The sequence below is a fragment of the Klebsiella ornithinolytica genome (genome assembly GCF_030505655.1).
Taxonomy (GTDB): Bacteria; Pseudomonadota; Gammaproteobacteria; order Enterobacterales; family Enterobacteriaceae; genus Klebsiella; species Klebsiella ornithinolytica.
Map to the genome: position 1 here is coordinate 1682818 of NZ_CP130153.1, position 14250 is coordinate 1697067.

Sequence of the window (14250 nt, forward strand, 5' to 3'; positions counted from 1 at the left end):
ATCACAGATCGACGCTGTTAGGCAGGATAACGAGATCGCGTACGGTCACGTTTTTCGAGCGCGTTACCATAAACAGCACCGACTCCGCGACTTCAATCGGCTGCATCAGGCTGCCGTTGGCCAGCGCCTCTTCCATTTTTTCTTTCGGCCAGTCGTCAAGCAGGGCGGTTACTACCGGGCCCGGTAAGACGGCACCGACGCGCACGCCGTGCTGCGAAACCTGGCGGCGGGTGGTGTGTACAAAGGCCTGTACGGCGAATTTTGAGGCGGTGTAAATCGGTTCCCAGATGACCGGCACGACGCCGGCGATGGAGCTGGTAAAGATGATGTCACCGGACTTTTGCGCAATCATGTGCGGGAGTACGCTGCGCACGCAGCGGAAGGCGGCGTTGGTATTGAGATGCAGGACGCGATCCCAGACGTCCGGGTCGCCTTCGGCCACCGGTCCGCCGATGTAGGCGCCGGCATTAGCATGGAAAATATCCAGTCGCCCGGTGAGATTGAGAATGCCGGCCAGAATATTATCGACCTGATCGGCCTGCATTAAATCCACCTGCAGCGCGAAGGCGTTTTCGCCGAGTTCAGCCACAATCTTAGTGAGTTTTTCGCCTTCCCGGTCGATCAGCACCACTTTGGCGCCCGCCGCGAGCAGGGTTCTGGCGCATTCGAGGCCGATACCGGATGCCGCACCGGTGACGGCGGCGACTTTACCATTGAGAGAAGTATTCATAGAGGATACAGAGTGGTTCATTTTATAATCCTTCATTGAGTCTGTTTGGTCAGTCGATCTGGTCCTCGATAAGCATGGGCCAGCGTTGATGTTATGCATGAAAAATTGTTAAGGTGTTGAATCAAAGCGTTATTTATAAATATGCGCTGAAAACTGAGCGATGAATAACGTCATTCGCCATGGAGCATAATGGTTGCTCAATCGATGAAGCTAATGTTGCGCCAGCTTCATCGATTGAGCAAGTGGGGAAATTAACAGCGAAATGAATTTGTGACGCAAGTTGGGAAAATGAAAAAAATCACTATCTACGATCTGGCGGAATTGTCCGGCGTTTCGGCCAGCGCGGTCAGTGCAATCCTCAATGGCAACTGGAAAAAACGGCGTATCAGCGCCAAACTTGCGGAAAAGGTGACGCGGATTGCTGAAGAGCAGGGCTACGCGATAAACCGCCAGGCCAGCATGCTGCGCAGTAAAAAATCGCATGTGATCGGCATGATTGTTCCCAAATACGACAACCGTTACTTCGGCTCCGTTGCGGAAAGCTTTGAAGAGATGGCGCGTGAGCGCGGTCTGCTGCCGATTATCACCTGTACCCGTCGTCGCCCTGAGCTGGAGATCGAAGCGGTGAAGGCGATGCTCTCCTGGCAGGTGGATTGGGTGGTAGCGACCGGGGCGACGAACCCGGATAAAATTACCGAGCTTTGTCAGCAGGCGGGGGTGCCTACCGTGAATCTCGATCTGCCGGGGACGCTTGCGCCGTCGGTCATTTCGGACAACTACGCCGGCGCCCGAGCGTTGACGGATAAGATCCTCGACAACAGCGCCAGGCGTCACGGCAGGCTGGCGCCGCTGACCTTCGTCGGCGGGCGCAGCAGCGACCACAATACCCTCGAACGTCTGCGCGGCTTTCGCGACGCGCACCAGGCGCGGGGCCTGAGCGTTCCCGATGAGAACGTGCTGGCTCCCGGTTATTCAAAGGGCAAAGTCGAGGCCTGTATGCAGGCCCGGTTCAGTACCCCGGAGGAACATCTGCAGGGGCTCTTCGTCAACTCGACGATTTCGCTGGAAGGAGTGGTCAGATGGCTGGCGCAGCTGGGATTAACCGGCACCGAGCAGCCGCCGATGGGCTGCTTCGACTGGGACCCGTTTGTCTATCTTCTCGGTCACGACATCGATATGGTGCAGCAGAATGTCCCGGCGATGCTGGAGGCGGTGTTCAGCATTATTGATGCCGGCGAGGCCCGCCAACAGCTGGTCGAGATCCCGCCGCTGCTGATCGGTAGCCGCGAACACCTCTGAGTCGTTGAGCGCGGCGGCGGCATGGCCTGCCGCTAGCGCGTCAGCAGCCAGCGGGCGGTGTGCTCATCCGTGACCAGGCCATTGATCCAGCCCCCCTTCAGCGCCGCCAGAATCGCCGGACGTTTATATTCTCCGCAGGCCACCGCAATGCGCGGGCACTGATTCTGGCGAATATCGTAGCTGGTGATCATCCGGTTGATATTACTCTCCACCACGCCGCCGTCGGCATCAATGAAGCGGCCGAGAATTTCGCCAATCCCGCCCTGGGCCGTCAGCTCATCCAGCTGCGCCTGGTTGATAAAGCCGTCTTTAAAGATGGGGCTGTTGGTGCCAAGCGGGCCGATGCCGACGAAAATCACGTCCGCCTGCTGCGCCACGCCTGAGACGTTGCGGAACAGGCGGCTGGTGCACCACATTTCATGTTCATCTACGGTTTGCGCGTAGCGCGGCGCGGGCCATTGATAATATTTGGCCTGGATTTTTCGCGCCAGCAGCAGAGGAACATCGTCGTAATAGTTGCACTGGCCGTCGGCGTCCATGGCGCTAATCAGCGCCACGCAGCGCGTATTCAGGCTGTCGAAGTCGATCCGCTGCATGGTCTTTTTCAGCGTCAGCCCGGAGCCGATGCCGATAATTTTCGCTTTATCATCCTGCAGATAGCGGGCCATCAGCTGGTAACAGCCGAAAGAGACGCTGTCCAGCGTGCTCTCTTCGCTCCACGCGGGAACGATATTGCAGTCGACCAGCCGGTATTTCTCCTGCAACAGCTGCGCGTAGTCGAGGCAGTTGGCCACCGGATGGTGAAGGCCGATCGAGACGATTCCCTCTTCTTTAGCGGCGGCGATCATTCGCTGTACCACCGGCCTTGAAGTCCCCAGCTGGCTGGCGATCTCGCTTTGATTCAGACCGGCAATATAGTACATCCATGCGGCGCGGACCTTCTGATCCAGCCTGATATCTTCTTCTTTACCCATGATTCCCTGCCTTAAGCGTATGGTCATAAACAGGCCCGGCCTCATTCGATCCGATAAAGGGTTCCCGCGGTCTCTGGCGTCAGGAGTCTGCATGGCGAATGATTCAGGTGATAGCCGCATTCTCGCCGCGGTTTTTAAATCAGGCAAGCTTTTGCTCTTATTTGGTCATTTGTAATTTTATTGGGTAATTGCTCTTTTGTGATCTATGGCTCTTATTTGGAACAAATGATCATCTACAGTGAGTCCCATCACTCAAGGAGATCAGAATATGAATCAGCAATTCACATGGCTTCACATCGGTCTGGGTTCATTTCATCGTGCGCACCAGGCGTGGTATCTGCATCGTTTGATCGCATCCGGCGATACGCGCTGGCATATCGCGGCGGGCAATATTCGTCAGGATGCCGAGCAGGTGGTTGAGGCGCTTATCGCCCAGAACGGGCGCTACGTTCTGGAAACCGTCAGCCCGGAAGGGGAGCGCGAATATGAAGAGATCGCCTCGATTCAAAAACTGCTGCCGTGGCAGAACGGACTGCAGCCGCTGATTGACGAAGGGGCAAACCCGCAGACCAAAGTTATCGCCTTTACCGTGACGGAAGGGGGGTACTACCTGAATACCAGCCATAAGCTGGAGACCAGCAATGCGGATTTAATTAACGATCTGCAGGGGGGCTGCAAAACCATCTACGGCACCATCGCACGCATTCTGGAAAAACGCATGGCGGATAACGCCGGACCGCTGACGCTGCTCAACTGCGATAACGTTCGCCACAACGGCGAGCGCTTTCACGACGGGCTGGTGGAGTTTCTCCAGTTAACCGGCAAGCGGGCGGTAATAGCATGGCTGGCGGCGAATGCGACCTGCCCGAACACCATGGTGGACCGCATCACGCCGCGGCCAGCGGCCGATCTGCCGGAGCGCATCAAGGCGCAAACCGGTATTGACGATAAAGCGCCGGTGATGGGCGAGACCTTTATTCAGTGGGTGGTCGAAGATAATTTCCGCGCTGAGCGTCCGAACCTGGAGGCCGTCGGCGTGGAGATGGTTGACTCGGTTATCCCTTACGAAGAGGCTAAAATCCGCATTCTGAATGCGTCGCACAGCTGTATCGCGTGGGCCGGTACGTTAATGGGTCAACGCTATATCCACGAAAGCACGTTGACCGATTTTATTTACGCTATTGCCGACCGCTACGTCACCGAAGATGTGATTCCGTGCCTCGGCGACAACGGAATCGATCTGGCGACCTACCGCGACGTGGTCCTTAAGCGCTTCACCAACCCCTATATTCAGGACACCAACCAGCGGGTTGCGGCGGATGGGTTCTCAAAAATCCCGGCGATGATCGCCCCGACCCTACAGGAGTGCTATCAGCGCGGCGCCCGCCCGGAGGCGACGGCCATGCTGCCCGCGCTGTTCTTTGTCTTTATGGAACAGTGGCACAAAGGCACTCTGCCTTACGAATACCAGGATGGCATTCTCGATGCTCAGGCGGTCCATGAAATGTTTGAATCCAGCGACCCGATTGCGCTTTATGCCAAAGATCGGGCGCTGTTTGGTTCCCTGGCTGAACGGGCTGATTTCCTGGCGCTGATGCGCGAGAAGATTGCCGCCGTCTATTCCCTGATTCAGTAGGAGCGGGCTATGTACTTAGGCATCGATCTTGGCACCTCGGAAGTAAAAGCGCTGGTTATTGATGAGAATAATGCGGTTGTCGCCAGCCATAGCGCGCCGTTGACTATTCAGCGGCCTCATCCGCACTGGTCAGAACAGGCGCCGCAGGCGTGGTGGGAAGCCACGGAATATCTGGTCGCCACGCTGCGGGAAAAATGTGGCCATCACTGGTCCGCGATTAAGGCCGTTGGCCTCTCCGGGCAGATGCACGGGGCGGTACTGCTGGATAGCGGCGGGGAGGTGATCCGTCCGGCCATTTTGTGGAACGATACGCGCTGTGCCCAGGAGTGTCGTGAGCTGGAGGAGAGGGCGCCTGAGCTGCATCAGGTCGCCGGAAACCTGGCGATGCCGGGCTTCACCGCACCAAAACTGCTGTGGGTGCGCCGTCACGAGCCGGCAAACTTTCAGCGCACGGCAACGGTGATGCTGCCGAAGGATTATCTGCGCTACAAAATGACCGGTAAAAAAATCTCCGATATGTCGGATGCCGCCGGGACGCTGTGGCTGGACGTGGCGAAACGCGACTGGTCCGATGCGCTGCTGGATAAGTGTGGCCTGTCGCGCAGTCAGATGCCGACGCTGGTTGAAGGTTGCGAGGTGTCCGCCACCCTGGACCCGCAGGTTGCCGCGCGCTGGGGACTGAATCCCTCGGTGGTGGTGGCCGGCGGCGGTGGCGATAACGCGGTCAGCGCGATCGGCGTCGGCGCGGTCTCGCCGGGCGATGCATTTATCTCGCTGGGCACTTCCGGGGTGTTGTTCGTGGTGACCGATGCCTATCGGCCGGCGCCGCAGTCGGCGGTGCACGCCTTCTGCCACGTCTTACCGAACCTGTGGCATCAGATGAGCGTGATGCTCAGCGCCGCCAGCTGCCTGCAGTGGTTCTGCCGTTTAACCAGCACCACCGAAGTGGCGCTGCTGGAAGAGATTGCCCAGTTGAGCGAGGAAGAGAAAGCCAACGCACCGTTCTTTCTGCCCTATCTTTCCGGGGAACGTACGCCGCATAACGATCCGGACGCGCGCGGAATGTTCTGGGGGATGACCCATTCCAGCCTACGTGCCCAGCTGGGTTACGCGGTGCTGGAGGGGGTGAGTTTCGGTATCAACGATGGCTTGCAGGTACTGAAAGAGAGCGGCACGCGGATTGAACAGTGTTCGCTGGTCGGCGGCGGCGCCCGCAGTCCGTTCTGGGCGCAGCTGCTGGCGGATATTCTTGCTATGCCGGTTGTGACCCACAAAGGCGGCGAAACCGGCGGTGCGCTGGGGGCGGCGCGGTTGGCCTGTCTGGCGGCAGGGAAACCGCTGGCTGCCGTCTGCGAAAAACCAGAGGTCTACCAGACCTGGCGCGCCGCGCCTGAACGCCATCACATTCTGATGCAACGCTATGCGCAATTTAAAGCGCTATATCTCAACGACCTGAATTACCGACATCACTGATTTTAATAATAAAAAATCCTCCGGTGGTTGCACCGGAGAGTCTTCCTGCACCCTGAAAACGAGGTCATTATGTCCGTGAATAGCAAACAGTGGTTCGGTCTGCCGCTGAATCTGAGCTGGGGATACATCGCCATCGCCGTGTTTATGACCGGCGACGGCTTTGAGCTGGCTTTTCTCTCGCACTACATCAAGGAGCTGGGTTTCACCCCGGCCCAGGCTTCTTTCGCCTTTACCCTCTACGGCCTCGCCGCCGCCCTGTCGGCGTGGATCTCCGGCGTGGTCGCCGAGATCATCACCCCGCAGAAAACCATGCTGATCGGCTTTGTGCTGTGGTGCGTGTTCCACGTGCTGTTCCTGATTTTTGGCCTCGGCCACGCCAACTACCCGCTGATCCTGCTGTTCTACGGTATTCGCGGCTTTGCCTACCCGCTGTTCCTCTACTCCTTTATCGTCGCCATCGTGCACAACGTGAAAAGCGACGGCGCCAGCTCGGCGCTGGGCTGGTTCTGGGCGGTTTACTCGGTCGGCATTGGCGTGTTCGGCAGCTATATCCCGAGCTTTACCATCCCGCATATCGGCGAGCTGGGCACCCTGTGGCTGGCGCTGGTGTTCTGCATCACCGGCGGCATTATCGCCCTGGTCTCGCTGCGCCATATTCAGACGCCGCGCCATATGCAGAACCTCACCACCCGCGAGAAGTTTGCCGAGCTGGGGCGCGCCGCCACCCTGCTCTACACCAACCGTAATATTTTGCTTTCCAGCATGGTGCGCATCATCAACACCCTGTCGCTGTTTGGCTTTGCGGTGATCATGCCATTGATGTTTGTCGATGAGCTGGGCTTTACCACCTCCGAGTGGCTCCAGGTATGGGCGGCTTTCTTCTTCACCACCATTTTCTCCAACGTACTGTGGGGGATCCTCGGCGAGAAACTGGGCTGGATGAAAGTAGTGCGCTGGTTTGGCTGCATCGGGATGGCGCTGTCGAGTCTGGCGTTTTACTACATCCCGCAGCATTTCGGGCATAACTTTGCCATGGCGCTGGTGCCGGCGATTGCGCTGGGGATTTTCGTGGCGGCGTTTGTGCCGATGGCGGCGGTCTTCCCGGCGCTGGAGCCGCAGCATAAAGGGGCGGCCATTTCGGTCTACAACCTGTCGGCGGGGCTGTCCAACTTCCTGGCGCCGGCGATTGCGGTGGTGCTGCTGCCGTACTTCAGTACGATTGGGGTGGTGGTGGCGTACACCGCGCTGTACGTGCTGGCCTTTTTCCTCTGCGCCTATATTCGCGTCGAGCAGCCGGGCTTTACCCTGAAGCCTGTGCCTGCGCGCAAAAGCGTTGAGTTTTCCTGACACAGTTCCCGGGCTGACAGGCGAGCCCCGTCAGCCCGGTTTGAGGTAGAAGATGAGCATCAAAGCGGTTATTTTTGACATGGATGGGGTGATTATTGATTCAGAAGCCCTGTGGCGGCAGGCGCAACGGGAGGCGCTGGCCAGCTGGGGGGCGACGGTCAGCGAGGAGGAGTGTGAAACGCTGACGAAAGGTAAACGACTGGACGATATTGCCCGCGTGTGGTGTCGGCACTGCCGGCTGGCGATTGCGCCACAGCAGCTGGAAGCGCTCATTTTACAACGCATCGTTGGATTAATTACCGCCAAAGGAGCGGCGATGAGCGGCGTCAACGAGACATTGGCGCATTTTCGTGGCCTGGGTTACCGGATTGCGCTGGCGACCTCCTCATCTCACCAGGTGATTTCCGCGGTACTCGATAAGCTCTCTCTGCGCTCCTGTTTTGATGTGATTTCCAGCGCCGATGATGAGGCGTGGGGCAAACCGCACCCGGCGGTCTACCTCTCGACCCTGGGCAAGCTGGGGCTGAGCGCCGGGGAGTGTCTGGTTATCGAGGACAGTTTTCATGGCTTTTGCGCGGCGCAGGCGGCGGGCATTGCCACGGTCGTGATTGCGCCAGACTGCCAGCATCCGCGTTTTGCCGCCGCCGTCGCCCGCCATCGCTCGTTACCGGAACTGCTGCAGACGTGCTCTGAACCTGCTCTGGCCCTCGGGTAACGACCTTATCGGTGAGCGCAGAAGCCCTGGAGATGTAAACGGTCTTTTAATCTCTTCGTTCTGCGCTCACTTTCCACCTGGTATTATTTCAGCAGCGCGCAGTCCGGCGGCAGGCGGCAGCGCAGGGCGCCCGGGAGAATTTCCATGCGGAAATGCTTACCGCTCAGCGGCTCGCCATCGAGGTTAAAGGTCATCTCGTGCGGCGCGGTGATTTCAAACCACGATGACACGCCGTCCACCAGGTTAGGGGAGTTGTCGGGGTTCGCCAGGGTAGTAAACAGCGCGGGGAGCAGCTCTTCGCCGGTAAAAACCCGCAAATGCAGCAGACCATCGTTAATCAGGGCCTGCGGGCAAAGCTGCTGACCGCCACCGGCCTGACGACCATTACCGATACCAATAACCAGCGCGTTTCCGCTCCAGCTAAAGTTTTCGCCGCGGATTTCGCAGCGGTCGGGTTTCAGGGTGTCCATACGCATCAGGCCATGAATCAGATAGGAGACGCCGCCCAGCGCGGCTTTGAGTTTTTCCGGCGTTTCGGTGGTGATCCGGGTGCCGAAGCCACCGGTTGCCATATTAATAAAGCCGGTTTTGTCATTCACTCGCGCCACGTCTATGGCGATATCACGGCCGACGATCGCCAGTTTCAGGGCGCTGGCGAGATCTTGCGGGATCCCGACGCTGGTGGCGAAATCATTGGCGGTACCCAGCGGCAGAATACCGAGCGGCACCTGGCTCTGACGTTGGACCAGCGCCGTGGCGACCTCATTGATGGTGCCATCGCCGCCGCCGGCAATCACCGTCCCCACCTTAAGCTGCAGCGCTTCATCGACAAAACGGACGGCATCGCCTTTTTCCCAGGTCACACGGACATGGATGTCGACACCTTCCTCGCGCAACAGCGCGATCGCTTCGCGCAACTGCGGCTCGTTAGCTCCTTTGCCATTGAGAATCAGTAAGCTGGCTGGAAACACGGGCATAGTTATGGCTTCCTTTTTGTACGAGATGCAGAAAGTGTACCCCATGAAGGCGAGGATGGACATTTTGTAAAACCGGACGGCGGCGAGAAAAGAAGGCGTAAAAAGCGGGTGACAACTAGTCCTGCTATAGGTTGACAGTTTTTTGTCTGCAAAACGCCTGATGAATATTATCGGGTATGTTGTATTCCGTTTGCTCGCTCAGCCAGCGCATTCTGGTAACAGTCATAACCATCTGTCATTGAACAAGTTATCCCGTTTCTCTCATGTACCGACTGATAAAGCGCTGACAGCACTGCAGCCTGACCTGCTCTCCCTATTGATTAACACACCACGATGTTAGTAATGTCTACATTATCAACGTGAGGATATTCCCTGAAGAAGCGTTTTTCTGACGAACAGATCATCAGTATTCTCCGTGAGGCCGAGACTGGTATTTCCCCCGTGAGTTTTGCCGTAAGTATGCTATTTCTGACGCGACCTTCTACACTTGGCGTAAGAAGTTTTGTGGCATGGAAGTACCTGAAGTAAAACGCCTTAAGTTGCTTGAAGATGAGAACACCCGTTTCAAGAAGTTGCTTACGGAAGCCATGCTGGATAAGGAAGCATTACAGGTGTGTTGGGCTTAAAGTACTGACGACAGATCACCAGCGGGAAGCTGTTGTAGTGATGTGTGAAGCGACGGGGCTGTCGCAGCTTTGGCTGGTTTGTCCCAGTCGACTTGCCGCTATGAGGCGTAGCGCCCGGTGGCTGATGTGTATTTATCCGGGCGCATCACTGAGCTTACTGGAAGCAATTTTGATGGCCATGCTGGATTCTCAGTAGTGGAAACCCGCACTGCAGAGACCGTTGTTTCTAACAGTCCGTTAGTATGCTGCATTATTTTATTATGAGAGAGGTAATCCGTAAAATACATACTCGTAATCAGTCTGAATTAATGCTTCTCATACGGACCATTCATAGTTGATTTATTTTTATCACTCATTCATATGAATGAGTGATAAAATTTTTTCCTCCATTATACTTATCATTATATGGGGGACTGATTTAGGGCCTCGCTGCTTACCTATTAAAATTAATTAATACTGTTTCAGAGAAGAGGTGATTATGTTATTCATTCGCGCAATAATAATAGCATTGTTATTTCTTTCAATAACGTCCTGTACGACGCAAAAAGCAATAAATGAAACCGGTAAAGAAATCGATAATGGTAATTATGGTGTGGCAACCTGGTATGTGGCGACGTTGCCGATTGCAATGCTTTACGATGTTTTTACTCTCGGCGGAACCAGCGATGTTGAGACTGGATATAATACAGTCTCCAGCGTTGCTAATAAAAAACCGGCTTCAGGAGTATCACATTCCAGTACGATCACATCATACAATGCAACTCCCTTATCGGGTTCTGGCAGCGCTTCTTCCACTGATGCCACTTATACGAAAATATCAACCACATCGCAGTCAAGCACCAGGCAACCAACCATTTCGCCAGTGAAATCATATCCAGGAGCAGATCATTGTCTAACTCGTGATTCGATGTCAAATTCTCTGGCTGATTTCTGGATTAATAGCTGCAGCTTTGCTGTTACGGTCATGTGGTTTGACGCGAATAACTGTACTACCGGTTGTATGGCTGGCGTTGGCGCAAATTCGCGAGAGACAGTCACCAAAGGAAAACCGGGAAGTACTTATACCTCGGTCGCCTGTCCGAAGCCTTCATCGCCAAAAGGGCCAGATGGGATTCATCAATGGGCTAACGAGGGACATCATCAGTGTACATTCTGAGTGTACGTATAGTGCATGATTATTAGAGAATACTGAGATTTTATATTCAAAAACATATAGATGGGTGGGATATGAAATATTATTTTCTGTATTTTTTACTATTTGTGTTTTTATTACCAACAAGCTTCGCTAAAGTTAATATCGAAGAAGTGAAATCTGCTTTAATATTATGCAATAATGATGTCATTTTGAAACAACATGATGAAACGGCGAATACGTCTTACATAGAAGGCAATGGCGGGGTTATCGCATTATATCTACAGAAATTTTCTAGTCGCAATGGTAGTAATACGTTTGACTTGAATTATTACACAACAGTATCAGGGATAAAGAAAGTGTCTGTTTCAAAAGATAGTAGTATAAAAAATTCCAGCCTGTATGGGTTTTATTCTGTTAACGTTTTATGTAAAAAGAATCAATGTGTTTCGGAATTGTTTTTTTATGGTTCAGGTAAATTTATACGAGACTATACTCAGGATTCTTATATTGCCGTATGCGATTCGGAGAATAAAGCAAGACGTGTAGCAGATATGCTTTCAAAAGCCTTGCACCTCTGATATCAAAAAATTCACTTGATGAGGTTATTATGAAAAATAAAATAGTAACTGCCTGTTTTGTACTGTTTTCATACAACGCAATAGCTACGGATATTGCTATTTCGGCTACTGGTAATGGAGTTAGTCAGATAGATGCATGTCAGATGGCGAAATCGAATTTGAGACTTCAGACGCGTGGCGTTGTAACCGGGCAAGGGTCATGCTCCTGTGAAAAAAGAGAAGTTGATTGGTTGTGTGGTGTAAATGGAACCGCCAGTGAAAAAGACTAGGTTCCCTGTCATCTAACTCCCATTTCGCCTTGGCTCTCAGGTGATTCTGTCTAATGCCAGCACTTGATTAGCAGCAGTTGAGCGAACAATTGTAAAATTGCTGGCATAACCCACTTTCGAATTAAAGGCATGGGCGGGAGTTCAATCAGGTTCTGACGCTGAGTGGCGCCATTGTCTGGCGAAGCCGGTTACAGTCTGAAGGGGAAGTTCAATGGAACGAAAACGTACGCTAGTGAAGTAACAATCTTATATATAGAAATATAATGGGCATAGAAAAACGCCCTCGAAATAGTACCTTTTTAAACGAATAGTGTTGCCTACTGATTGCTTCTTCAGATAACCACTTCACTCTTAGCGTACATTTTCGTACGGCTGGCCCTTAAATCCCATCATTTAACACCCCGGTAAAAATTCATCATCAATTTTATGGCCCTAAAACGGCCATGGCCGTTGTTGCTGCTATTGGCACTTAAGAATCGTTACTTTTCTGCATAGCCTGGTCTGGTTCCACGCTAGCACGCGAGTGGCACCATGCTGGTGCTGATGAATATGACGAAAAAAGATGACAATCATCTGCGCACTCTTTTTATTCACGGCGCCAGCGCTGTCGTCAGAGTTGCCACGAATAATAATGATGGTTATCTGAATCAGTGGGTTAACCAGTTAAAGGAGCAGCGTGGTTTTAATAAAACGACCATGACGGCCGCTTACAAGAACGAGAGAAAATCTGGTCAATGATGAAAAATGATACCGAGTACCAGGCCGTCCAGTTGTTGAAACGATATGTGTGCGGATTATCCATTTGGGCACAGATTTTCCTGATGCCGGATAGATACGAGCAACAACCAAAAAAATAAGCCCGCGTAAGGGAGATTACGCAGGCTAAGGAGGTGGTTCCTGGTACAGCTAGCATTTATGGGTTATGTTTTTCAGCAGGATGGATGATACCCGCTTCAAACGAAGCGGTGTGTGATCCGTTTCTAATATCCGTGCATCCTGAAAAAATAACCCTGATAAACTAGTTGCTATGCGGATTTCTGGTCGTCTGACCAGTAAAGTTGCGCATCAGCAGAGCATACTGCAGCTCCATCTCTTCCGGCACAGGTAACCATACTGTATAGCCATCGCCAGGGGCGACCGGCATTGCCTCGCCTTTGGCATTCACCATATGTTCAAGGGTGAAGTTAACGTTGCCCTGCGGGGTCATCAGCTCAAGGCTGTCGCCGACGGAAAATTTATTCTTCACCGCCACGGCGGCCAGCTGGCCGTTGCGCTCGCCGGTAAATTCACCGACAAACTGCTGGCGCTCGGAGAGGGAATAACCGTACTCGTAGTTCTGATAGTCGTCATGGGTATGACGACGCAGGAAGCCTTCGGTGTAGCCGCGGTGGGCCAACCCTTCCAGCGTTTCCAGCAGGCTTTCGTCAAACGGTTTACCCGCCGCGGCGTCATCGATAGCCTTGCGGTAAACCTGAGCGGTGCGCGCGCAGTAATAGAACGATTTAGTGCGGCCTTCGATTTTCAGCGAGTGCACGCCCATCTGCGTCAGGCGCTCGACGTGCGCAATGGCGCGCAGGTCTTTGGAGTTCATGATGTAGGTGCCGTGTTCATCTTCGAAGGCGGTCATGTATTCGCCAGGCCGTTTGGCCTCTTCAATCATAAACACCCGGTCGGTTGGCGCGCCGATCCCCAGCGTCGGTTCGACGGTCTTGACCGGAATCGGCTCATGCTGGTGGACGATATTACCGACGTCGTCTTCTTTGCCTTCCTGGACGTTATATTCCCAGCGGCAGGCGTTGGTGCAGGTGCCCTGGTTCGGATCGCGTTTGTTGATATAGCCCGAGAGCAGGCAGCGGCCGGAATAGGCCATGCACAGGGCGCCGTGGACGAAAATCTCGAGTTCCATCTCCGGGACCTGGCTGCGGATTTCGCCGATTTCATCCAGCGACAGTTCGCGGGAAAGAATGACCCGGCTCAGCCCCATCTGCTGCCAGAATTTAACGGTCGCCCAGTTAACGGCGTTGGCCTGGACCGACAGATGAATCTGCATATCGGGGAAGTTTTCCCGTACCAGCATGATCAAACCCGGATCGGACATAATCAGCGCGTCCGGCCCCATATCCACCACCGGCTTCAGATCGCGAATGAAGGTTTTCAGCTTGGCGTTGTGCGGCGCAATGTTGACGACCACGTAGAATTTTTTCCCCAGCTGATGGGCTTCATTGATGCCCAGCTGCAGGTTTTCATGGTTGAATTCGTTGTTGCGCACGCGCAGAGAGTAACGCGGCTGGCCAGCATAAACGGCGTCTGCGCCATAAGCGAAGGCGTAACGCATATTTTTCAGCGTTCCCGCCGGGGAAAGGAGTTCCGGTTTAAACATGATGTTCTCGTTCTGATGACAGGTCAGATTCGCCACACCTGATGCGGCGACTTGGGGAAGCACCGTTATGAACAGTGCCCACACATTAAGGGCGGGCATTGTAGCGCTGTG

At 54.1% G+C, this 14250-nt stretch carries 12 protein-coding genes and 2 pseudogenes; 10 read left to right on the forward strand and 4 right to left on the reverse strand.

The window, feature by feature from the left end:
• Nucleotide 1: 1 nt before the first annotated feature.
• A complete protein-coding gene (locus tag Q1L34_RS07930) occupies nucleotides 2-751 on the reverse strand; it encodes an SDR family oxidoreductase (protein WP_004864656.1) in 750 nt (249 codons plus the stop codon).
• Between the two features lie 267 nt (nucleotides 752-1018).
• Here Q1L34_RS07930 and Q1L34_RS07935 point away from each other — a divergent pair, with 267 nt between their 5' ends.
• Nucleotides 1019-2029 carry a LacI family DNA-binding transcriptional regulator gene (locus Q1L34_RS07935; protein WP_004864654.1) on the forward strand — a complete coding sequence of 337 codons (1011 nt, stop codon included), beginning with the start codon at nucleotides 1019-1021 and terminating at the stop codon, nucleotides 2027-2029.
• 32 nt (nucleotides 2030-2061) lie between these two features.
• Here the strand turns inward: Q1L34_RS07935 and Q1L34_RS07940 are convergent, their stop codons facing one another.
• On the reverse strand, nucleotides 2062-3003 hold the full coding sequence (locus Q1L34_RS07940) for a sugar-binding transcriptional regulator (RefSeq protein WP_032717927.1): 942 nt from the start codon (nucleotides 3001-3003) through the stop codon (nucleotides 2062-2064).
• A 268-nt stretch (nucleotides 3004-3271) separates the two neighbouring features.
• Here Q1L34_RS07940 and dalD point away from each other — a divergent pair, with 268 nt between their 5' ends.
• From dalD to Q1L34_RS07960, 4 genes are all read left to right on the forward strand, one after another.
• A complete protein-coding gene (dalD, locus tag Q1L34_RS07945) occupies nucleotides 3272-4639 on the forward strand; it encodes a D-arabinitol 4-dehydrogenase (RefSeq protein WP_327204441.1) in 1368 nt (455 codons plus the stop codon).
• A 9-nt stretch (nucleotides 4640-4648) separates the two neighbouring features.
• Nucleotides 4649-6112: a xylulokinase gene (gene xylB, locus Q1L34_RS07950; RefSeq protein ID WP_015583873.1), complete on the forward strand. Its 1464-nt coding sequence runs from the start codon at nucleotides 4649-4651 to the stop codon at nucleotides 6110-6112.
• 69 nt (nucleotides 6113-6181) lie between these two features.
• Nucleotides 6182-7459, forward strand: a complete 1278-nt coding sequence (locus Q1L34_RS07955; protein WP_327204442.1) for an RbtT/DalT/CsbX family MFS transporter — start codon at nucleotides 6182-6184, stop codon at nucleotides 7457-7459.
• Nucleotides 7460-7511: 52 nt separating this feature from the next.
• A complete protein-coding gene (locus Q1L34_RS07960; protein ID WP_182952300.1) occupies nucleotides 7512-8174 on the forward strand; it encodes an HAD family hydrolase in 663 nt (220 codons plus the stop codon).
• Nucleotides 8175-8257: 83 nt separating this feature from the next.
• Here Q1L34_RS07960 and yegS read toward each other — a convergent pair whose 3' ends face one another.
• Nucleotides 8258-9151 (reverse strand): lipid kinase YegS, encoded by an 894-nt coding sequence (gene yegS, locus Q1L34_RS07965; protein ID WP_015583876.1) that lies wholly within the window; start codon nucleotides 9149-9151, stop codon nucleotides 8258-8260.
• A gap of 372 nt (nucleotides 9152-9523) precedes the next feature.
• On the opposite strand from yegS, the pseudogene Q1L34_RS07970 reads away from it, so the two are divergent.
• The 5 genes and pseudogenes from Q1L34_RS07970 to Q1L34_RS07990 form a co-directional block, all read left to right on the forward strand.
• A pseudogene (locus tag Q1L34_RS07970) lies at nucleotides 9524-9885 on the forward strand (transposase); the annotation flags it as partial.
• Between the two features lie 370 nt (nucleotides 9886-10255).
• On the forward strand, nucleotides 10256-10933 hold the full coding sequence (locus Q1L34_RS07975) for a hypothetical protein (protein WP_327204443.1): 678 nt from the start codon (nucleotides 10256-10258) through the stop codon (nucleotides 10931-10933).
• Nucleotides 10934-11004: 71 nt separating this feature from the next.
• Nucleotides 11005-11490: a hypothetical protein gene (locus Q1L34_RS07980; protein WP_327204444.1), complete on the forward strand. Its 486-nt coding sequence runs from the start codon at nucleotides 11005-11007 to the stop codon at nucleotides 11488-11490.
• A gap of 29 nt (nucleotides 11491-11519) precedes the next feature.
• Nucleotides 11520-11759, forward strand: a complete 240-nt coding sequence (locus Q1L34_RS07985) for a hypothetical protein (RefSeq protein ID WP_128620987.1) — start codon at nucleotides 11520-11522, stop codon at nucleotides 11757-11759.
• A gap of 428 nt (nucleotides 11760-12187) precedes the next feature.
• A pseudogene (locus tag Q1L34_RS07990) lies at nucleotides 12188-12526 on the forward strand (transposase); the annotation flags it as partial.
• A 251-nt stretch (nucleotides 12527-12777) separates the two neighbouring features.
• Here Q1L34_RS07990 and trhP read toward each other — a convergent pair.
• A complete protein-coding gene (gene trhP, locus Q1L34_RS07995; protein WP_015583880.1) occupies nucleotides 12778-14139 on the reverse strand; it encodes a prephenate-dependent tRNA uridine(34) hydroxylase TrhP in 1362 nt (453 codons plus the stop codon).
• Nucleotides 14140-14250: the final 111 nt, after the last annotated feature.

Bases quoted from the DNA above. Each gene is read 5' to 3' on its own strand.
- Q1L34_RS07940 (WP_032717927.1), bottom strand. From the start codon at position 3,003: ATGGGTAAAGAAGAAGATATCAGGCTGGATCAGAAGGTCCGCGCCGCA.
- Q1L34_RS07955 (WP_327204442.1), top strand. From the start codon at position 6,182: ATGTCCGTGAATAGCAAACAGTGGTTCGGTCTGCCGCTGAATCTGAGC.
- trhP (WP_015583880.1), bottom strand. From the start codon at position 14,139: ATGTTTAAACCGGAACTCCTTTCCCCGGCGGGAACGCTGAAAAATATG.
- Q1L34_RS07980 (WP_327204444.1), top strand. From the start codon at position 11,005: ATGAAATATTATTTTCTGTATTTTTTACTATTTGTGTTTTTATTACCA.
- Q1L34_RS07975 (WP_327204443.1), top strand. From the start codon at position 10,256: ATGTTATTCATTCGCGCAATAATAATAGCATTGTTATTTCTTTCAATA.
- xylB (WP_015583873.1), top strand. From the start codon at position 4,649: ATGTACTTAGGCATCGATCTTGGCACCTCGGAAGTAAAAGCGCTGGTT.
- Q1L34_RS07935 (WP_004864654.1), top strand. From the start codon at position 1,019: ATGAAAAAAATCACTATCTACGATCTGGCGGAATTGTCCGGCGTTTCG.
- yegS (WP_015583876.1), bottom strand. From the start codon at position 9,151: ATGCCCGTGTTTCCAGCCAGCTTACTGATTCTCAATGGCAAAGGAGCT.
- Q1L34_RS07960 (WP_182952300.1), top strand. From the start codon at position 7,512: ATGAGCATCAAAGCGGTTATTTTTGACATGGATGGGGTGATTATTGAT.
- Q1L34_RS07930 (WP_004864656.1), bottom strand. From the start codon at position 751: ATGAACCACTCTGTATCCTCTATGAATACTTCTCTCAATGGTAAAGTC.
- Q1L34_RS07985 (WP_128620987.1), top strand. From the start codon at position 11,520: ATGAAAAATAAAATAGTAACTGCCTGTTTTGTACTGTTTTCATACAAC.
- dalD (WP_327204441.1), top strand. From the start codon at position 3,272: ATGAATCAGCAATTCACATGGCTTCACATCGGTCTGGGTTCATTTCAT.